Below are 20,167 nucleotides of genomic sequence, written 5' to 3' on the forward strand. Positions count from 1 at the left end.
TTGATGTTCTGCAGTTGATCCGCCCGCGCGACGGTATAGGCGCCGTCCCCTTCGGCATCACCCCAGCCACCCTCGAACAGGGTCGCCATGGGCAACTCGTTCACGTCTTCCGGAATGGTGACGTCCGACAGGTACGGCAGCAGCCCCAGCCCGTAACCTTCGATATCCGTGGCATTGGCTTCGTCCTCGACCGTCCAGCCGCCTTCTCCTTCCAGGGCACCCCGGATCTCGGCGCGGCTTGCGCCGTAGACATCCGCATCCAACATGGCGTCGTCGGTGTTGGTCTCGCGATCATAGAAGCCCCCGGAGACCGTGAAGCGAGTGTCATTGTCCACCCGGCCCACGAGGCCCCCCGGATCCTGGCTGCCATTCACTGTGTTGGAGGCGTAGACGTTCTCCAGATGGACCGCGCCACTGCCGTCCAGAAGATTCACCCGCCCCAGCAGGCCGCCCCCGGCGGCGTCAGCCTCTACCGCCCCGGTGGCGTAGGCGTTTTCGAGCGTGACCTGGAACGAGTCCTCTGAAGCTTCACCTTCGACCTGCCCGATCAAGCCCCCGACCGACTCCTCACCGGAGACCGTTCCCGTCGCATAGACGTTCTTCAATGCCGAATCCATCTCGGCATCAAAAGATCCCGAGCCATCGCTGCCCCACTTACCGACGAGCCCGCCTACCTGCTCTATTCCCGACACATTGCCCGAGGCATGGGCGTTTTCAAGCGTTAAGGAGCTCCCTTCTTTGCCTGGAAGCCAGACTTCCCCAAAGAGGCCCCCAATATATTCGCCCTCACCCTGGTCGCCTTCCTCGTAAACAACATCCCCCGAGGCCCGCAAACCGGCAAGCTCGGCTTCTGCTTCATTCATAACGATGAACGAGCCAACAATTCCACCCAGGCGGCCGGTTCCCGTCACCTTGGTGGATGTTTGCACCTCATCCATTCGGAGTCCTTTACCGAGATTCCCCAATTCCCCGACCAGGCCTCCTACCGCGTAATGCGTGCTGCTGGTCACGCTCCCCGCAACCAGCGAACGGGTTATGGCAAGCTGGTCATGTTCATCTGCATCCGAAAGTGCACTCCCGACACGCACACTCCCGACCAGGCCACCGGTGTCGGCCCCACTAAACTCCCCGACGGTTCCATCGTTATGGACAACGGCATCAATGTGGATCCGCGCAATGGCCAGCTCCGCGCCGTCCTCACCTCCATTCGTTTCCGCCCTCCCAATGAGGCCACCCAGGGAATTATCCTTCCCGGTCACTCCACCGGATATCTGAACCCCTTCCATGAAGGCGCTGTCCGTAACGCTCCAGTAACCGACCAGCCCCCCGGTGCTTTCCTTCCCCGTGACGTCGATATCTTGCAGCTGCAGGTGCCGGAAGGAGGCGTTCTCGGCATGACCGAAAAGCCCCACTTCATTCTCGTCCGGGCGGTCGATGGTCAGGTTGCCGACCGTGTTGCCCAGGCCGTCAAAACCGCCCGTGAAAGGGCTGTCCTCGTCGCCCACGGGCTCCCAGCCTGCGTTTGCCGAAAAGCCGTCCAGATCGACGTCTCCGCCCAGCACATGGTCGCCGTCCAGGTCATTGCGCACCGCGTCCAGTTCGTTGGCGTCGGTGATGACGTTGTGTTCGATCTCGGCATCATCGGCGTACCGGGTGCGGAAGGTGGACGCCCCGTCCAGGGAGATCCGGCCCGCGTAGTCGCGTCCCTCGTCGGTGGTATCGACATAGCCCCCCGCCATGTTCACGCGGTAGCCTCCCTCGGGATCTCCCTGCGCGTATTCCAGGGTCAGATGACCACCGGCGCTGGCATCCAGGTGGCGGTTGATCTCGATATCGCGGTAGGCCGAGAGGGTGAGGGTGTTTTCACTCCACGCCACGTCGGCGTCGACGAAGATATCCCCGGCCCCATCGCCCCCTTCTTCCGGGGTCTCGATGGTGACGCTGGTGGTTTCCAGCGCGCTCTCCAGGGTGTTGTTGTGGACGGTGGTCACTCCGTCGGCCAGTGAATCGTCGTTCAGCTGGCCACCGTCCTCGTCGCCTTCGACGATGTACACGTCGGTGGGGTCGATCACCCATTCGCCGGTCTGGCCCTGTTCGGCGTGGGTGGTGACTTCGATATCGGGGTCGATGTCCACCTGCGCGGCCGAGGTCTCGATGCGGCCGCCGTCGCCACCGTCCGGAGCACTGGCGTCCAGGGTGCCTCCGGCGCGGACCTCGCCTTCCTCCATGCCGCCACTGAGCATGATCCGCCCGTCTTCACCCTCCTCGAGGGTGCGCGCCCGGACGGTGCCTTCGTTGTTGACCAGGTTGCGGTAGATGGCGTTTTTCGCCTGGGTGGTCATGACCACCTGCCCGCCGTCGGCCCGGATCAGTTCGCCGTTCTCGACCAGGGCATCCAGCACGCCACGTTCGACGGTCACGGTGGTCAGGCCGTCCCCGTCGAAGTCGAGGGTGACCTCGTCCCCGGCGGCCAGCGCCACGTCGCCGCCGTCGTTGCGGATCTCGCCCTGGTTGCTCACCTCGTTGGCAATCAGCGCCACCACGCCGCCGGCCGCCTCGATCTCGCCCCGGTTCTTGATCCGGCCGTCACTGCTCCCGCGGTTTTCGAAGTTCAGCCGCCCGTCGAGAAAATCCTCATCGCTGATCTCCAGGGTGGAGGCGACCAGGCTGCCCACGTTCACCTGCGCACCCTCGCCGAAGGTAATACCCGCCGGGTTGGTCAGAAAGATCTGGCCGTTGGCCTCGAGCCGACCCAGGATCTGGCTGGGATTTTCGTCGAGAATGCGGTTGAGCGCGGCGCTGTCACTGCCGGGCTGATCGAAGCGCACCCCGGCATCCTCGCCGATGTTGAAACGCTCCCACTCGGTGATGATCCGCTCACTGCCCTGCTCGATGATCAGCTCGTCGCCGTCACGGGTGAAGGTGGCATCGCCATGGGTCAGGCTCTCCCCGTCGGGTAATGCCCCGGGGTCCACCGCCCAAGCGGCGGAGGAGGCCAGCAGCATCAGACCCGCGACGGCACCGGTAACCGTACGCCCGGCCTTGCCCCGCCCGGGGGTGATCTCGGCCACGGCCACAAAGCTCTGGCTCTTCTCGCTCCACACCAGGCGGTAGGTGTGGTTCAGGGAAGCGGGACGGATGCGGTTCTTGCGGTCGTTCATGGCGGTCACCAGGGTTCTCGTAACGCGTTTTCGAGGGTCGAGCGTGGTTGCGGGGTCGCTCCGGTTCAGAACCACACCATGGCCTGGACCCAGAAGCGGGGGTCCCGACTGCGGCCGTCGGAGTCCTTGCCGGTCACGCTGCGGTCGTCCACGTCGTCATTCACCTTGAAGGCGACGCTGGCGCGCAGGCTATAAACGCCCGGTCGATGCAGATTGGCGCCCACACCGGCCCCCTGGATCACGGGGGTGTTGGTCTCGTTGGCGTTCGCCGGGGTGTAGCCGTCCCAGCGGTCGCGGCGCAGGGTCACGCCACCGGCGTCGTAGAAGGCGGTGAGCTGCAGACGGCTGTCGATGCCGTCGAGGGTGGCCGCCTCATAACGGCCCTCCACGGTGGCCTGCCAGCCGTGGTCGCCGCTGATCTCGCCAGCCGGATAGGCGCGCACGCCGTGGGGCCCGCCCGCGCTGAACTGCTCGGCGGAATCCAGGTTGTCGAAACTGTACTGCCCGGAGGCGCGCACCAGCAGGCTGAAATCATCCGTGATCCGCTGCAGCCGCAGGGCCTCCAGGTTGAGCTTGCGGAAGCTGCCGTGGGTTCTCGCCGTCTGGCGGTCAAGTTCACGGTCGAAGGCGTTGCCGGACCGGTCCAGATCGCCCACGGTGGCCGCCAGCCGGTAGTTGACCAGACCCCCGTTGCCGATGTCGTCCAGCCAGTCTCCGTCCAGCGCGAGGGTGCCGGTGTGGTAGACCCGGTCGCGAACGTTGTCGCCGGCCTGCTCGTCGTCCAGTTCGCGATACTGGTAACTGACTTCCAGCGACAAGTTGCGCAGGCGGGAGCGGATCAGGGGGTAGGACAGCCCCGCCCCCGCGGTCAATGCATCGCCCTCGTAATCGAGATCGGAGAGCTCGCGGCCGAGCTCGTAGTCGAGATACCCCAGCTCCAGGTGCCCGCTCAGGCCGCTGTAGCCCAGCGGGGTGGTGTACTGGACATCCAGGTTGGTCATCCAGCGGGCGGCAGACACCATGCCGGTGAGCCGGTCCCCGCGGCCGCTGAGATTGTTGATCGCACCGCGGGCGTTGAGCCGCTCCTCGCCGGTGTAACGATTGCCGTAGTTGTCCGCCCACAGCGTGCCGGTGTAGCGATCCTCCTCGCGAAAGTCGATGTCCATCCGCGTGGTGCCCGGCTCTCGCCCGGCCCGCAGACTGGAGCTGGCGCGAATGCCGGCGAGGTCGTTGAACAGCAACAGGGTCCGCTCCAGCTGCGCGGCCTGCACCAGCGCTTCCTGCTCCGGACCGAGCTGGTGATTGAGCATGCCGACGACCCGCTCGTCGCTCAGACGCACATCCTTGTCCTCGAGGATGTGTTCCCAGGAACCGGCGTCCTCCAGCTCCCCGGTGCGGATACGGATCACGACCTCGCCGTCGCTCACGTCCTGCTCCGGCAGGTAGGCAAAGGAAAGGATGTACCCCTGCTCGCGCAGATGGCGGGTCACCCGCTCCGCCAGCTGCTGCAGGCCGTTGAAACCCAGCTCCTCGCCCAGCCGATCGGCCACCAGCGCCTGCAGCTCCGGTTCTTCGGCCAGCGGCTCGTAGCCCTCGAAGACCACCCGCTCGAGCTCGATGCGAACATCGGTCTCCTCCATCGGCTCCGGTAACGCCTCGCGCTCGGGCATGCGTTCCGGCTCCCGCGGCACCTCCGGGCGGTCGCGCAGGAGAGTGCCTGCATCCGGCTCCACCTGAGCGTGAACCGGTACGCACAGGCTGATGCCCAGCAGCGACAGGAGCAGGACTCTGGCCCGGGGAGACACCCGCTCAGTCCCGCTGAAGAACGCGGCAGCGTGCATTGATTCGATCCTTTCTTCACTGTCCGGGACACGCCTCGTCCGTGATTGGCAGACGAACAGATCTTGTGATCCAGTCGGAATTTTTGGCATTCCGCCACAGACCTCGGATCAATGCCATACTTCCGGTCAGCCTGGCGTTATCCATCCGTTAGTCACTACGGCCCGATCGAGGAGAAGCGATGACATCCGGGGACTTCTCGCTGATGATCCACGGCGGCGCCGGGGAGCTGCGCGAGGCGCAGGACGCGGCGGCCGCCGAGGCGTATCACGCCGCGCTGCACGCGATCCTGGATGCCGGCCGCGAGCGCCTGGCGCGGGGAGAACGCGCCCTGGATACCGTGGAGTACTGCGCGGCGCGGCTCGAGGACGACCCCCTGTTCAACGCCGGCACCGGCGCCGCCCTGACCCGCGACGCCACGGTGGAACTGGACGCCGCAATCATGGATGGCGCGGCTCTCGCTGCGGGGGCCGTCGCGGCGGTCCGGGGCATCGCCAACCCGGTCCGCCTGGCGCGGGCGATCCTTGAAGACGGGGAACACGTGCTGCTGGTCGCGGACGGCGCCGCCGCCTTCGCCCGCGAGATCGGGATGCCGCAGGTGGACGAAGACACCCTGATCACCCCGCAGCGGCGGGAACAGCTGGAGCGTGCCCTGCGCCAGGGCCGGGTCACGCTGGATCATGACGAGCCCGCGCCCGGAACCATCGGCGCGGTCGCGCGCGATCGCCACGGCCATCTGGCCGCGGCCACCTCCACCGGCGGGATGACCGGCCAGCGCCCGGGCCGGGTCGGCGACTCGCCCATCCCCGGCGCGGGCTCGTACGCGGACGATGCCACCGCCGCCATCTCCGCCACCGGGCACGGCGAGGATTTCCTGCGCAGCGTCTTCGCCAGGGACCTGGCCGACCGCATCCGCTACCTCGGTCTCGACGCCCGCGAGGCCCTGACCACAAGCCTGCAGCACCTGCACGAACGGATCGGCGGCTACGGCGGGGCCATCGTGATCGACCATGCAGGGCGCTGCGCGGCCGGCACCACCACCCCGCGCATGCTCCACGGCTGGATCGAACACGGAGGCCCGAGCCGTACCGGCATCGAGCCCCCGCCCCTCCCGCCTGCCCGTTGACCGGGCCACGCCGCGGGCCCCGGAACGGGGTTGCCCGCCGAACGGGCCTCACCCACCGGGGCTCAGCGTTCCCGCCGTTCCGCGGCCGCGTTCCAGTGCCGCCCCATGCGGCTGCCCAGCCAGCCCCCCGCGATCCACAGCACCAGCGACACGGCCACGTACAGCGCGGCACGACCCGGATTGCCCGACTGCATCAACCACAGGCTTTCCAGACTGAACACCGAGAAGGTGGTGAACCCGCCACAGAACCCGGCCAGCACGAACTGCCGCGTCACCGGGTCGGCCGGGCGACAGCCCTCCGGCGCACTGATCACCGCATACAGCCCGATCAGCCAGGACCCGGCGATGTTCACCGCGAGCGTATCCCAGGGGAACCCGGTGCCCACCAGGTGCAGCCCGGTCCACGACAGGCCGTACCGCGCCATGCTGCCCAGCGCGGCCCCCAGCGCGACGAACGCGGACAGGCGGACGTCATACCCCGTCATGCCGCCCCGCCCGCCGCACGAGCCAGACCATGGCCCAGAACATGACCCAGGGAAACCAGCATCAGCCCGCCGGCCAGCGTCAGCAGGACGTAGAGCACCGCCGGGCGCGGGCCGTCACGCTCCGCCACGCCCACTACCTGCAGGCTGAACGACGAGACCGTGGTGAAGCTGCCGAGCACCCCCACCACCAGCAACAGCCAGAGCCATGAGGTCAGCACCGGCTCGGACACCCAGCCCAGCGCCAGGCCGATCAGCAGCGCACCGGAAACGTTCACCGCCAGCGTTCCCCAGGGGAATCGGCCTCCCCCCGTACGGTTGTCGATCCACTGCACGAGCCAGAAGCGCGCCAGCCCGCCCAGCGCACCCCCCGCCCCTACCAGCAACAGGCCCTGCCACCACGTGATCATCGGGCCATTTTCGGGTCCGGTCATTGCGCTGTCGAGCCACCGCCCCTCCCGCAGGCCGACCACCAAGCTTCCCGCCGGCCGGAATGGTAAAGTGCACGCCCTGATTACCCCGACAAACGCTTCGCAGGAGCATCATGGCGCAGTACATCTACACGATGAACGGCGTGGGCAAGATCGTCCCGCCGAAGAAGTACATCCTCAAGGACATCAACCTGAACTTCTTCCCCGGCGCCAAGATCGGCGTGCTGGGCTATAACGGGGCCGGCAAGTCCACCCTGCTGCGCATCATGGCCGGCGTGGACACCGAGATCGTCGGCGAGGCGCGGCCGCAGCCGGGCATCGAGATCGGCTACCTGCCGCAGGAACCGCACCTCGATCCGGAAAAGGACGTGCGCGGCAACGTGGAAGACGGGGTCGCCTCGGTGAAGGAGGCCCTGACCGAACTGGATCAGGTGTACGCGGCCTATGCCGAACCGGATGCCGACTTCGACGCCCTGGCCGCGAAGCAGGCCGAACTGGAAGCGAAGATCGAGGCCGCCGACGGTCACAACCTGGACCGCAAGCTGGAGGTCGCGGCCGACGCCCTGCGCCTGCCGCCGTGGGACGCCGACGTGAACAACCTTTCCGGCGGCGAGCGCCGCCGCGTGGCGCTGTGCCGGCTGCTGCTGTCCAGCCCGGACATGCTGATCCTCGACGAGCCGACCAACCACCTGGATGCCGAGTCCGTGGCCTGGCTGGAGCGCTTTTTGCAGGAGTTCCAGGGCACCGTGGTCGCGGTCACCCATGATCGCTACTTCCTCGACAACGTGGCGGGCTGGATCCTCGAGCTGGACCGTGGCCAGGGCATCCCGTTCCAGGGCAACTACTCGCAGTGGCTGGAGCAGAAGGAAAAACGCCTGAAGCAGGAAGAAAAGGCCGAGGCCGCGCGGCAGAAGGCGATGGAAGCCGAGCTCGAGTGGGTGCGTTCCAATCCCAAGGGCCGCGGCGCCAAGAGCAAGGCCCGCCTGAAGCGCTTCGAGGAGATCGCCTCCAGCGACTACCAGAAGCGTTCCGAGACCAAGGAGATCTACATCCCGCCGGGTCCGCGTCTGGGCGACAAGGTGCTGGAGGTGGACAACCTGTCCAAGCACTACGGCGATCGCGTGCTCTACCAGGGCCTGTCGTTCAACGTGCCGCGCGGTGCGCTGATCGGCGTGATCGGCCCGAACGGCGTGGGCAAGACCACCCTGTTCCGCATGATCTCCGGACAGGAAGAACCGGACGAAGGCACCATCGACGTCGGCGAGACCGTCCAGCTGGCCTACGTGGACCAGAACCGCGATGCGCTGGAGGACGAGAAGACCGTGTGGGAAGAGATCTCCGGCGGTCAGGACGTCATCCGGGTCGGCAACTTCGAAATGCCGTCACGCGCCTATTGCGGCCGCTTCAACTTCAAGGGCACCGACCAGCAGAAGCGCATGAAGGAGCTTTCCGGCGGCGAACGCAACCGCGTGCACCTGGCCAAGCTGCTGCAGAGCGGCGGCAACTTCCTGCTGCTCGACGAACCGACCAACGACCTCGACGTCGAGACCCTGCGCGCGCTGGAAGAGGCCCTGCTGGACTTCCCCGGCTCCGCGATCGTGATCTCGCATGACCGCTGGTTCCTCGACCGCATCGCCACGCACATCCTCGCGTTCGAGGAGGACGGCAACGTGGTGTTCTTCGACGGTAACTATCAGGAGTACGAGGAAGACCGCCACCAGCGCCTGGGCGCCGCGGCCGACCAGCCGCATCGGGTCAAGTACAAGCGCCTGGCGGACTGACCCCGCCCCGAAGGCCCGGCCATGCCGGGCCTTTTTTGTGTCTTCCGGGGCGGGCGATGGCATCGAACGCAGTGGAAAACGGAGGGTCACCATGTTCCGGTATTTCGGTTTCGGCTCCAACCTGGATCTGATCTCGCTGCGGGCCAAGGGGGTGGAGCCGGTACGCTCGCGGCCCGCCGTGCTCCACGGCTGGCAGCTGCGATTCAATGTCCGGCATTTCTTCCGCCACGAGGGGGGCGTGGGCAACATCGAGCCCTCGGCAACGCCCGGCGACCGCGTGGTGGGCATCCTGCACGAGTGTCCGGATGACAGCCTGCCGGCCCTGGACAAGGTCGAGGCGAAAGGAGTCGGGTATGACCGCATCGTGGTCGAGGTGGAGACCCCCGAGGGTAGCGAAAGTGCCTATGCCTATCGCGGGCGGCCGGATTTTCTGGATGATCGCTGCCTGCCCAGCCAGCGCTACCTCAACATCCTGATCCGCGGTGCCGAACGCGCCGGGCTCGACCGGGAACACATCGCCCGGCTGCGCGCCCAGCCGACCCTCGCCGTCGAGGACGCCCCGCCGTTCGAGCACCCGCCCGGCAGCCACCCGCGCTTCGATGCCCGCTCGCTGCCCGGGTACCCGCATCTCACCGCCCTCTACGGGGCCGTGTTCGACATGAGTGATGCCCGGCCCGCACACACCTGGCTCAGGGACTTCTTTGGCGGACAGGACATGACCCTGTTTCACCTGCGCCGCATGGACACCAGCGACGGCTCGGAAACCCTCGAGGATCTGCGCGCCGATCGGCTCGGACCGACCCAGCGCCAGTACCTGTACAACTATCTGCGGGAATACGACCGCGAATATCGCTATGTCGGGCACTTCGACTACCATTGAGACCACAGCCCCGGCCTGCAAGGAACCCGCATGAGCACATACCCCGCAGCCCTGCCACACGGCACGCTCGAAGAAGTCCATGACGGCGTCTTTTTCGTCACCGGTGCCATGGAAACCCGTCTGCTGGATGCCGACTGGAAATTCAGCCGCAACATGACCGTGATCCGCGACGAAGACCGCCTGATCGTGGTCAACAGCGTGCGTCTGGACAGCGAGGGACTGGCGGCACTGGAGAAGCTCGGGCGGGTCACCGACGTGGTCCGCCTGGGGGCATTGCACGGTCGGGACGACCCGTTCTACGTGCAGCAGTACGGCGCACGTTACTGGGCCCTGCCGGAGATGACGCACGAAACCGGCCTGGCGGCCGACCACCCGCTGGACCCGGACGGGGCCCTGCCGGTGTCCGATGCCGACCTGTTCACCTTCCGGACCACCCGGATCCCCGAAGCCATCCTGCACCTGCACCGCGACGGGGGCATCCTGGTGGCCTGCGATGCACTGCAGAACTGGACGGCTCCCGACACGTTCTTCTCCGACGATTCCCGCGAGCGCATGCGTGAAATGGGATTCTTCACCCCGGCCAACATCGGACCACTCTGGCTGCAGAACGCCGAACCCGGTGCCGAGGATTTCGATCGCCTGATCGAACGGGACTTCCGGCATGCACTTTGCGGACACGGCGAGCCCCTGCGCGACACGGCCCGCGAGGATTATGCGGCGACGTTCGAACGCATCTTCGGGCCCGCATCGTCACGCGAATGAGCGTCCCTCACACGGGCAGCGGCCCCGCCACCCGTCCCGAAGACACCCGTTAGCCGCATGGTCACCGAGGCCCCGCGGCTGACCGGATACCGGGTCGGGCCCGTCCTGCGCCGCGACCGCGAACGCGTGCTTTACCACGCACGCGAGGAATGCTCCGGGGAAGAACGGGTCATCGAGACCCTGGCCTCGGATTATCCGTCGCGGCGGCAGCTGGCGGAGATCCGCCGGGACGGACGCATCGCCCGCGCACTGGCGGACGTCGACGGGGTCCTGCAGGTCCATGCCGTGGAGACCTGTGGCCGCGGACGCACGGCGCTGGTGACCGAGCCGGTGACGGAGACCCTGAGCGACCGGCTCGCGCGGGCACCCGACGGCCGGGTGCCGCTCGCGCAGGGGCTGACCATGGGCGGTCGCATCGCGGAGATCCTGGACGGGCTCCATGCCCGGGGCATGGTGCACAAGGCCGTCACCCCCGACCACATCCGCCTGCCCGCCGACGAGGATTCGCCGCGGCTCACCGGGTTCGGTCTGGCCTCGGAGCTCGGGCGCGAACGCCAGGGTTCGCTGGAGGCCGGCAGTCGGGCGCCCCTGCCCTATCTCTCGCCCGAACAGACCGGGCGCATGAACCGCGAACTGGATTACCGCAGTGACTTCTATTCCCTGGGCGTCACGCTGTTCGAGGCCCTTGCCGGACAACGCCCGTTCACCGCCGAGGGCGTGCTCGAGTGGGTTCATGCCCACATCAGCCAGACGCCTCCGGACCCCGGCGACCTGGCCCCCGATCTCCCGCCCGCGGTTACGCGGATCCTGCTGCGGCTGCTGGCCAAGGATCCCGAGCATCGCTACCAGACCGGCGCGGGTCTGGCGCGCGACCTGGCCGAGTGCGCCGAGGCCGTAGCGTCCGGCTCAGGGCTCGAGGACTTCGAGCCAGCGCGGCATGACCGGCCTTCCCGCTTCCTCCTGCCGCAGCGGCTGTACGGCCGGGAACGGGAGCTGGACGAACTCGCGGAGCTGTTCGAATCGGCCGCGGCGGGCGGCACCGAACTGTGCCTGGTGCACGGCTACTCCGGCGTCGGCAAATCCGCCCTGGTCAACGAGATCGACCGCCCGCTGGTACGGGAACGGGGCTTTTTCGCGCGGGGCAAGTTCGACCAGTTCCATCAGGGCGCCTACTCCGCAATGGCCGCCGCCTTCCGCACCCTGGTACAGCAGCTGCTGGCCGAACCGGAGGCGCGGCTTGCACGCTGGAAACAACGGCTGAACGAGGCGCTGTCTCCCAACGCTCAGCTGGTGCTGGATCTGGTCCCGGAACTGGAACTGATCATCGGCCCCCAGCCACCGGTCGCCGAGCTGCCTCCCGACGAGGCACGCAACCGCAGCCGCATCGTGCTGGCGGACTTCGTCCGGGTGTTTGCCGGCCGCGGGCACCCGCTGGTCCTGTTCATCGACGACCTGCAGTGGAGTGACGGTCCGACCCGGGACCTGATCAGGCAGCTCGCCCTGTCACGCGATACCGACCACCTCCTGATCATCGGCGCCTATCGCAGCAACGAGGTGCCCCCGGGGCACCCCCTGCACCAGGCCTTCGAGCCCGTGCGCGCGGGGCGCCCGGTCCACGACCTGCCGGTCGCTCCGCTGGACCGCGACTCCATACGCCGCATGGTGGCGGATACCCTGCAGGACGACGAGGCGCGGGTTCGCCCGCTGGGCGACCTGGTCCACGACAAGGCCCGGGGCAACCCCTTCTTTACCGGCGAGCTGCTGCAGACACTGCATGACGAAGGCGTCATCCGTCCCGGTCCCGACGGCGGCTGGACCTGGGACACGGAAGCGGCCCTGTGGGCGGGACTGAGCGGCGACATCGTCGAGTTCATGATCGACAACCTGCGCAAGCTGCCGGAAGCCACCGGCCGCGTCCTGCAGCTCGCCGCCTGCATCGGCAACACCTTCGAACTCGAGACCCTGGCGGTGATCCGCGAATGCCCGGCCACGGAGGTGGCCGAGACCCTGATGCCCGCCCTGCGCCAGCACACCATCGTGCCGCTGCACGCCGACTATCGCCTCGTGGGACACGCCCCGGACGACGGTGCGCCGGAAGAGAACCGGTGGAACCCGGTCTACCGCTTTGCACACGACCGCGTCCAGCAGGCCGCCTACCGCCTGTCGGATGCGCGCGAGATGACCGGCGTGCATCTGTCCATCGGCCGCCTGATGCGCCGGCATTCCGGTGACGCGATCGAGGGCGACCGTCTGATGGAGATGGTCCGCCATCTCAATGCGGGACGCTCACTGATCGAAAATCCCGAAGAACGTCTTGCGCTGGCCCGTTTCAACCTGCGCGCGGGGATACGCGCGCGCAACGTGGCGGCCTACGAAACCGCCTACGAACTGCTGCACGTCGGCCATGCCCTGCTGCCCGAACCGACAGACGCCACGCACCCGGAACTGGCGTTCGAACTGGCCCGGGAGCTGCAGCAATGCGCCTATCTGACCGGCCGGCAGGACGAGGCCGAGGAATGGGCCGGGCTCCTGTTCGACCACGCCCCCGGGACCTACGAAAAGGTGGAACTCCTGTCCACCCGCACCCGCCAGTACGCAACGCTTGGCCGCATGGAGGCCTCCATGCACACGGCCATCGAGGGCCTGCGCCTGTTGGGCGTGGAGATCCACGAGGATCCCGGCGACCGCGAGGTGGCCGAAGAGCGCGCACGCATCACGGAACATCTGGGGGATCGGGCGATCGCCGACCTGCTGGACGCCCCGAACGTCGAGGACCGTTCCGTGCTCCTTGCCATGCGCCTGCTGATGGAGATCTTCCCGGCATCGTTCCTGTCGGGCAGCGGCAACCTGTTTCCCTATCTGGTCTTCAAGGGCGTGAATCTGTCCCTGCGCCATGGTAACTGTCCCGAAGCCGCCTTCATCCACGCCGCCTACGGGATGCTGCTGTGTGGCGAGCTGGACGACCCTGCGCTGGGGCTCGAATACGGACGTCTGGGTCTGGCCATCAACGAACGGTTCGACGACCTCGCCCTGCGGGCACGGGTGATCTACGTCTACGCGATGTTCATCCACCACTGGAGCCATCACTGGTCCAGCCTGACCCCGTGGTTCCGGCGGGGCATCGAGGCCGGCCACCAGTCCGGCGATCTCCTCTATCTGGCCTACAGCGCCCAGGACTGCGTGATCTGGGATCCGGCACTGGACCTGCCGGAGGCCACGCGCCAGCACGAGGAAAACATCGCGATCGTCCGCGAATGCAACTATCGCGACTCGCTGGATTCGGCCACCCTCTTCCTGCAGATGCAGTACGCCTTTCAGGGCCTCACGCAGGACCCGCTGTCGCTGAGCGACGAGCGGTTCGACGAACACGCCTGCCTCGACGGCATGCACCAGCGCCAGTTCATGACCGGAGTGGCCAACTACCACATCTACAAGGCCGAGGTCGCGGTCCTGCACGACGCCCCCGAGCACGCCCTGGAGCACCTGGCCCGCCGGCAGCGTCTGATCCGTTCGGCCATGTCTCTGCCGCAGCTGGCGCGCTTCTACCTGCTGGATTTCCTGGCCTGCGTCCGGGTCCATCCCGATCGCGTCACGACGCCCGACGACCCGATGCGGCACCAGCTGCTGGAAGACCTGGACCGGATCCAGCGCTGGGCCGACCACTGTCCGGACAACTTCCTGCACCTGCAGTATCTGATGGAAGCCGAGCTGGAACGCCTGTCCGGCAGCGACGAACCGGCCATGGAACGATACGAGGCCGCCATCGAAGCGGCCGCGGCCAGCGGCTTCATGCGCGACGAGGCGATGGCCAGCGAACGGGCCGCATCGCATCTGCTGGCCCGGGGGCGCCGCCGTGCGGCCGAGGGCTACCTGCGGGCCGCCCACCGCCTGTACGCGCGCTGGGGAGCGCGGCGCAAGGTGCGCCTGCTGGAGGAACGGCATCCGGTCCTGGAGGAGATCGCCGGCCCCGGCAGTGATCACGGCGATGACGCCCTGGACCATAAGGATCTTGATCTGGCTTCAATCATGAAGGCTTCGCGCGCCATCTCCGGAGAGATCGAGACCGAGAAGCTGCTGCGCACCAGTCTGGAGATCCTGCTCGAAAACGCCGGCGGCCAGTGGGCCTGTCTGATCCGACGGGACCGGGGCCTGCCCGGCGTGGAAGCCATGGTCGGGGAACTGCCGCAGGCACCGCCCGGCCCCGAACCCGAACCCGGACCCAGCCCCGGCGCCATCACCCCCGACGGCAGCGGCATCGCCCTGCCGATCTCCCTGGTCAGTCACGTCCTGGGCAGCGGCGAGCCCGTGGTCCTGGACAACGCCAGCCAGGAGGGGGCCTTCACCGACGACCCCGCCATCGCCGCGCGCCAGGTGGTTTCCGTGCTCTGCGTACCCCTGGGACGGGAACGCTTCGTCGGGGCGCTGTACATGGAAAACAACCTGACCGCCGGCGCCTTTCCCCCGGACCGCGCCGAGGTCGTCCGTCTGCTGGCCGCCCAGGCCGCCGTCGCGCTTGAAAACGCCCGCCTCTACGAACAGGTTCGGGAGTATTCCCGCACCCTTGAGGACCGCGTGGCCGAACGCACCCGCCAGCTCGAGGAAGTGAATCGCGAGCTGCAGAACCTCGCCGAGCGCGACGGCCTGACCGGTCTTGCGAACCGCCGGCGCGGCGACGACTACCTCCAGGAACAGTGGGACCGCCTGGGGCACGAACAGCGGCCCCTGTCACTGATCATGTTCGACGTCGACCATTTCAAGCCCTACAACGACCACTACGGGCACCCCGCCGGCGACCACTGCCTGATCACCATCGGCAGCATCATCCGCGAGACCCTCGACGACCCGGAACAGCTGGCGGTGCGCTATGGCGGCGAGGAGTTCATGGTGATCCTCCCCGGCATCGACACCGATGCCGCGCATGCGACGGCCGAGCGGCTGCGCGGGGCCATCCTCGAGCAGCAGCTGCCGCACGAATATTCCACGACCGCGGACGTGGTCACGGTGAGCATCGGGACCGCCACCCGGATCCCTTCGGGCCGCGGGGGACGTCAGGATCTGATCAACGAAGCCGACGAAGCCCTCTACCGCGCCAAGAAGGCCGGCCGCAACCGGGTCGTTGGCCCCGCCGACACCCGGCCACCGGACCCCGCCCGCGAATCCGGCCCGTCATGAACCAGGGGCCTGTTGGCCCGCAGACAGAGAGGGACTTCATCCATGCCAGCACCCCGTACCTGCATCCACAACCGCCCGGTGCTTTTGACGGTAGTCATGATCGCCATGGGCCTGGGCAGCGGCATTCCCGCCATGGCCGACAACCCCGGAGCCGTCGAATATGACCTGGGACCGGAGCCGCATATCCGCGAGCTCTACCCCGACGCATCCTGGCTCCCGGAGGCGTACGCCAGCGACTACGAGGACCTGACCGCAACCATCGAACATTTCACGACCCAGTCGCTCGAGAGAGACGGCGTCCCCGACCCCGAGGTGTCGGTCAGTCTGGTTGAAGGTGAAACGGACGAACGAGTCAGAGTCCGCATCCAGCCCGAGAACGCGACGACCCGTCGCTATGCGACCGTGCATCCAGCCTTTCTTGATTCGGAGCACGCCGCTCAGGCCCGCCGCGGGGTCGAGGCCTGCAAGGCCCGGGAAGGCTGCTGGGACCCGCATCCACAGGCCGGTGAGCCCTGGACCCTGTTTCTACCACTGGGCCTGCCTCTGGCGAGCCAGCGCACCGTACTTTTCCTCGATTATCCCCCGATCCCGGCCCTCACCGGACAGGACTATCTGGAAAACTACACGATGTGCCGATGGGGACGGATCATGGGGGCCGCAGGCGCAGAGAATCCGGATGCCTTCCAGACCATCGTGGACGCCCGTCCGATTGCAGCACCGGGCACCGGCCAGACCGGTTACCTGCCGGATCCCGTGGAATGGTTCGATGACCGCACCGGTCCGGGCGGAGACTTCCTTCGGCCGATGCTGCGACTCCTCGCAACGCAGCCCGATGAATCACGGCCAGTAGCGGTATTCGGCGCCGATGCCCGCCGCACCTGGGCCCGCATGATCGGGCGAGACACGGTCCGTGTGCTCGACACCGGCTCGACCTCCCTGGCCCCCGACGCTCCGGCAACCCCCTGGATTGCCACCAACCATCCGGATGTCACCTCCTACAACTGCTGTCCGGACAACCCGAGCGAAAAATGTGGCCGCGGATCGCTCAACCTGATTGAGGACGAGGAGAAGGATTTCGTGTCCGCATGCTGGCTGATCGCCATGGCGGAAGACCCCGGGGCTTCACCCGAGGCCGTCCGGAAACAGTGCGAGGATCGCTGGTCCGGAAAACCGTCCGCCGAGGACCGTCAGTCACTGTGCATCCAGGTCAAGCTTGATACCAACGACCCGGAAGCCGCCTGTGATTCATTCACCGAGGCCTGGAATTACTGCTCGGCCCATGAGGCCAACGCCTGTGCCAGCCATGATTGCCGGTACGACCCCGACGACATCCGGGATCCCGTGCCCCCGCCCGCCCGGCGGCCCGCCGGGTGGGACGAGACCTGCAATCACTACCGGTGGGGTGACCGCGGGTTCGACTGATCATACGGCGGCGTAAAGCTCGGACCGTCCTGGCGTGGCTCATCCGCCTGCAACACGGATTCAAAGGAAGGGGCATGAACCATGCGATCTCCCAGGCACCATGAACATCGCGGGACCCCAAACCACTGGAGCAGGGTTGCGCCGAAGGAGGTCGAGTCAAACGGCACCGTTCCGCCGGATCGGATCACGCTACGCTCCCGGATCCACGGCGACACCATAATGGCAGGCACCCGGGGGCCCATCAGGTCGTACCGGAAACCATCCACTCCGTCATTCGGCCAGGGCTTGCGTGCATAGGGCGGAGATACGTGATCGTAGGTACCTCCGTTCTTGTCGAACGTAATCACCAGCAGCGTGTTTTCCCAGGCGGGCCCGTCGCGTAGCGCCTCATAGATTTCGTTCAGGGTCCGTTCCGCGGGCACCAGGTCACTCCCGGGATGGTACGAGGTAGAACCGGACGGGGCGATCCAGGCCGGCTCAAGGTAACTGAAAGCCGGGAGTTCGCCGCGACGGGCATCCGTCTTGAATTGCTCGATATCCGCCAGGTACCGCGACGGCTCCGCATCCAGTGACGGAACCTGACCACGCAGGAAGAGCTGCCGGGTAAAGACCGCGTCCTGCCAGAGCACCGCGTTGTAAATCTTCCAGTCGGTGATGCCATGACTCCAGAGCAGCTTCCAGATCGACTGGCGGCGCGGATAACACGGCCAGTACTGATAAGCATTGCCGCCCTCCCAGGTCCCCAGCCGATTGAATGCCGAGCCGGTGAGCGAAAAGGCTCGATTGACATCGGTTCCTCCCGGAATCGACGAAAACCATTCATCCGAGACGGCGAAATGACGTGCCAGTCCATTGAGCACCGGGAGCTGTTCCGGGCTCAGTGTCTGCATCACCTGATCGTCTGCCGTATTGAGGATGAATCCCTGCATATCCGGCGGCTCGCCTCGCCAGTAACCGGATATGTCCGAAAACATCTGCTGCAGACTGTCGCTGGTGTGATGAAACGGGTCCTGCCCGGGGGTGTCGAGATCCCATTCCTCGCTCAAGACACCGTCGTGAAACTGACTGACGTGCACCTTGCGGTCACCATGCCAGTTGAAATCCTCGGTGGTCGCACCGTCAAAAGGATCCGTACGACCAATGAAGTGGCAATCCCGTCCACCATTCTCGTACAACCAGCCACACACGTTGTCGAAAGACCGGCTTTCGAGCATGTAGTACACAACATGCCGAATCCTGGAACGCATGAAATCCATCGTCCCGGGAATCACCGCCTTGCCACTATCAATGCGGGGCGAGGCCTCGAATGCCACAAGCTCCGAGTCGGGGCCCATCGCCGCGGGGAGTCGACCTTCCCGCACGGGCCCCGCGAGGAGCTCCTCAAGATCCGGATCCAGGGTCCAGAGCCGGTAACGACCATGACCGGGGCACCAGTCCAGGAGCTGGTTACCGACCACCGTCAGCTCGTGGCCGTCATCGATCTCGTTCCAGGAACCCTCCCGGATCACCGGAAGGGACAGCGGGTTGTCGAGCTGCGGGTCAAAGCTCCACAGACGGAAACGCCGCCCTCCGGGGAGACGCTCCAGGACATAATCGCCCATCGGAAGCAACGTGTGACCCTTGCGGATCAGCGGGAACGCTCCTTGCCCGCGGGTAAACTCCCCCTGTGCGGAATAGGGCTCCGGGATCGGATCTTCGCTCCCGGGGGCATCGGGCCGGGGATCGAAATTCCATAACTCGAAGGTGCCCCGACCACGGGTGGGGATCAGACACAGCACGAAACTGCCAACCGGCACCAGATCCAGTTGCTGCCCTTCGTCGGGATCATCACCGTAATGCGTGCGATGTCCAAGGAACTTGTTCTGTTCCCAGAACCCGCCCTGCACCAGAGGCCCCAGCAGTGGATTGGCCAGTGAAGGATCGAACTCCCTCAGCGCGTAGGGATAGCCGGATACACCATCACGTTCGCCCAGCGGGCCCCATTGCAGCAGATAGCCTCTGACGCGGGCCATGCGCCAGTGACGATCGAAGCTTGCCCCTCCGGTCTCGTGCAAGGGAATGAACGGGTCGTCCGCGTGCGGGTCCAGCCGGTAGAAGAGACATCGGTCATCGTGGCGGTTGCGACAAACCAAAACCACTTCACCCGAATCGTAACGAACATCCATGATCCCCCCTCGTTTCCTTGCGCTTCGGCCGTCACTCTCTCACGCCCGGTCGCGCGCCCCCAAACCGGCGGTACACCCACCGCACCAGGCGGTGGGTGAGCCACCACATCACGGTGCAGAACAGCACCACGAACGCCAGCCACAGCTCGGGTGCGACCCATTCCTGCGGCTGGCCGTGCGGGCCCAGTACCCAGTTCAGGTTGCCCCCCTCCTCCGCGACCGCGTAGCTGGCCAGCAGGACGCCCCAGCCAATCGGCAGCCACCACTTCCAGGCCTGCGCGTCGTAACCCAGGCGCCAGACCATCCACAGCAGCGCGAACGGCAACGGCAGGTGATAGAGGGAAAGCAGGCGCACGTGCAGCGGGATGTCGGTGTTGTACATGTAGTGCACGGCACCGATGACCGGATTGCCTAGCAGCAGCAGGCTGAGCACCAGGTCGAGGACCCAGACGAGCTCCGGCAGCAGGACCGCGACCAGCAGCATGGAGGCGAGACGCCGGTTTTCCAGCCAGGCGGCCGCGCAGCCGGCCACCAGCGCGATGGAGGACAGCCAGAGGAAATTCAGCGGCCCGTATTCCTGCAGGTACACGGGCACCAGCACGGCGAGGAAGGCGAGCCAGCTCAGCTTGAACCACAGCGGGATCATCGCGCGGCGGTCTCCGTTCGACCAGTCCCCATCATGGAGGGTCACCCGGTGCCTGTCATCGCGCGCCGGCAAGGCACCCTCCTGCGGAGGTGCCGTAGGAGGCCAGCCGCTGGCCGATCCGGCGCCGGAGATGGGCCGAACGCACAATCGGCCGGAGGGCCGGCCTCCCACCGGGGGCAGGGTTCGACCCGTAGGAGGCCAGCCCCTGGCCGATCCGGCGCAGGAGACAGCCCGAACGCACAATCGGCAGGAGGGCCGGCCTCCCACCGGGCGGCAAGGTTCGCCCCGCAGGAGGCCAGC

12 protein-coding genes are annotated in these 20,167 nt (G+C 66.7%); 6 read left to right on the plus strand and 6 right to left on the minus strand.

What is annotated here, in order from left to right; all coding sequences use genetic code 11:
• Together F790_RS0113265 and F790_RS0113270 are read right to left on the minus strand one after the other, a co-directional pair.
• Window positions 1-3,161: filamentous hemagglutinin N-terminal domain-containing protein (locus F790_RS0113265; protein ID WP_019591986.1), on the minus strand; the 3,161-nt coding region annotated here is incomplete at its 3' end.
• A 65-nt stretch (window positions 3,162-3,226) separates the two neighbouring features.
• Complete coding sequence (locus F790_RS0113270) at window positions 3,227-5,002, minus strand: ShlB/FhaC/HecB family hemolysin secretion/activation protein (RefSeq protein ID WP_019591987.1); 1,776 nt, start codon at window positions 5,000-5,002, stop codon at window positions 3,227-3,229.
• A 179-nt stretch (window positions 5,003-5,181) separates the two neighbouring features.
• Between F790_RS0113270 and F790_RS0113275 the strand changes: the two genes are divergently transcribed.
• The gene (locus F790_RS0113275; RefSeq protein ID WP_019591988.1) at window positions 5,182-6,126 is read left to right on the plus strand and encodes an isoaspartyl peptidase/L-asparaginase family protein; all 945 of its coding nucleotides are present in this window, start codon (window positions 5,182-5,184) and stop codon (window positions 6,124-6,126) included.
• 62 nt (window positions 6,127-6,188) lie between these two features.
• Here the strand turns inward: F790_RS0113275 and F790_RS0113280 are convergent, their stop codons facing one another.
• The gene (locus tag F790_RS0113280; protein ID WP_018870497.1) at window positions 6,189-6,611 is read right to left on the minus strand and encodes a CrcB family protein; all 423 of its coding nucleotides are present in this window, start codon (window positions 6,609-6,611) and stop codon (window positions 6,189-6,191) included.
• Window positions 6,608-7,042, minus strand: coding sequence for a fluoride efflux transporter CrcB (gene crcB, locus F790_RS0113285; protein WP_019591989.1), 435 nt, complete (start codon window positions 7,040-7,042; stop codon window positions 6,608-6,610). Before crcB ends, F790_RS0113280 begins: the two co-directional genes overlap by 4 nt.
• A gap of 110 nt (window positions 7,043-7,152) precedes the next feature.
• Here crcB and ettA point away from each other — a divergent pair, with 110 nt between their 5' ends.
• The 5 genes from ettA (at window position 7,153) to F790_RS0113310 (ending at window position 17,056) form a co-directional block, all read left to right on the plus strand.
• Window positions 7,153-8,820 carry an energy-dependent translational throttle protein EttA gene (gene ettA / locus F790_RS0113290; RefSeq protein ID WP_019591990.1) on the plus strand — a complete coding sequence of 556 codons (1,668 nt, stop codon included), beginning with the start codon at window positions 7,153-7,155 and terminating at the stop codon, window positions 8,818-8,820.
• 91 nt (window positions 8,821-8,911) lie between these two features.
• Window positions 8,912-9,700 carry a gamma-glutamylcyclotransferase family protein gene (locus F790_RS0113295; RefSeq protein ID WP_019591991.1) on the plus strand — a complete coding sequence of 263 codons (789 nt, stop codon included), beginning with the start codon at window positions 8,912-8,914 and terminating at the stop codon, window positions 9,698-9,700.
• A 30-nt stretch (window positions 9,701-9,730) separates the two neighbouring features.
• Window positions 9,731-10,462 (plus strand): hypothetical protein, encoded by a 732-nt coding sequence (locus tag F790_RS0113300; RefSeq protein WP_019591992.1) that lies wholly within the window; start codon window positions 9,731-9,733, stop codon window positions 10,460-10,462.
• 57 nt (window positions 10,463-10,519) lie between these two features.
• A complete protein-coding gene (locus F790_RS0113305) occupies window positions 10,520-15,634 on the plus strand; it encodes a diguanylate cyclase domain-containing protein (protein ID WP_019591993.1) in 5,115 nt (1,704 codons plus the stop codon).
• Window positions 15,635-15,676: 42 nt separating this feature from the next.
• A complete protein-coding gene (locus tag F790_RS0113310) occupies window positions 15,677-17,056 on the plus strand; it encodes a hypothetical protein (RefSeq protein ID WP_232199287.1) in 1,380 nt (459 codons plus the stop codon).
• Here F790_RS0113310 and F790_RS0113315 read toward each other — a convergent pair.
• Both F790_RS0113315 and F790_RS0113320 read right to left on the minus strand, forming a co-directional pair.
• Window positions 17,026-19,221 (minus strand): alkaline phosphatase family protein, encoded by a 2,196-nt coding sequence (locus F790_RS0113315; RefSeq protein ID WP_019591995.1) that lies wholly within the window; start codon window positions 19,219-19,221, stop codon window positions 17,026-17,028. The genes F790_RS0113310 and F790_RS0113315 overlap by 31 nt on opposite strands.
• A gap of 31 nt (window positions 19,222-19,252) precedes the next feature.
• The gene (locus F790_RS0113320) at window positions 19,253-19,867 is read right to left on the minus strand and encodes a hypothetical protein (RefSeq protein WP_018870507.1); all 615 of its coding nucleotides are present in this window, start codon (window positions 19,865-19,867) and stop codon (window positions 19,253-19,255) included.
• Window positions 19,868-20,167 lie beyond the last annotated feature (300 nt).

The organism is Thioalkalivibrio sp. ALE20, from assembly GCF_000381405.1.
GTDB lineage: Bacteria > Pseudomonadota > Gammaproteobacteria > Ectothiorhodospirales > Ectothiorhodospiraceae > Thioalkalivibrio.

Coding starts and splice junctions, on each gene's coding strand:
- F790_RS0113270 (WP_019591987.1), bottom strand. CDS start 5,002: ATGCACGCTGCCGCGTTCTTCAGCGGGACTGAGCGGGTGTCTCCCCGG.
- F790_RS0113275 (WP_019591988.1), top strand. CDS start 5,182: ATGACATCCGGGGACTTCTCGCTGATGATCCACGGCGGCGCCGGGGAG.
- F790_RS0113280 (WP_018870497.1), bottom strand. CDS start 6,611: ATGACGGGGTATGACGTCCGCCTGTCCGCGTTCGTCGCGCTGGGGGCC.
- crcB (WP_019591989.1), bottom strand. CDS start 7,042: ATGACCGGACCCGAAAATGGCCCGATGATCACGTGGTGGCAGGGCCTG.
- ettA (WP_019591990.1), top strand. CDS start 7,153: ATGGCGCAGTACATCTACACGATGAACGGCGTGGGCAAGATCGTCCCG.
- F790_RS0113295 (WP_019591991.1), top strand. CDS start 8,912: ATGTTCCGGTATTTCGGTTTCGGCTCCAACCTGGATCTGATCTCGCTG.
- F790_RS0113300 (WP_019591992.1), top strand. CDS start 9,731: ATGAGCACATACCCCGCAGCCCTGCCACACGGCACGCTCGAAGAAGTC.
- F790_RS0113305 (WP_019591993.1), top strand. CDS start 10,520: ATGGTCACCGAGGCCCCGCGGCTGACCGGATACCGGGTCGGGCCCGTC.
- F790_RS0113310 (WP_232199287.1), top strand. CDS start 15,677: ATGCCAGCACCCCGTACCTGCATCCACAACCGCCCGGTGCTTTTGACG.
- F790_RS0113315 (WP_019591995.1), bottom strand. CDS start 19,221: ATGGATGTTCGTTACGATTCGGGTGAAGTGGTTTTGGTTTGTCGCAAC.
- F790_RS0113320 (WP_018870507.1), bottom strand. CDS start 19,867: ATGATCCCGCTGTGGTTCAAGCTGAGCTGGCTCGCCTTCCTCGCCGTG.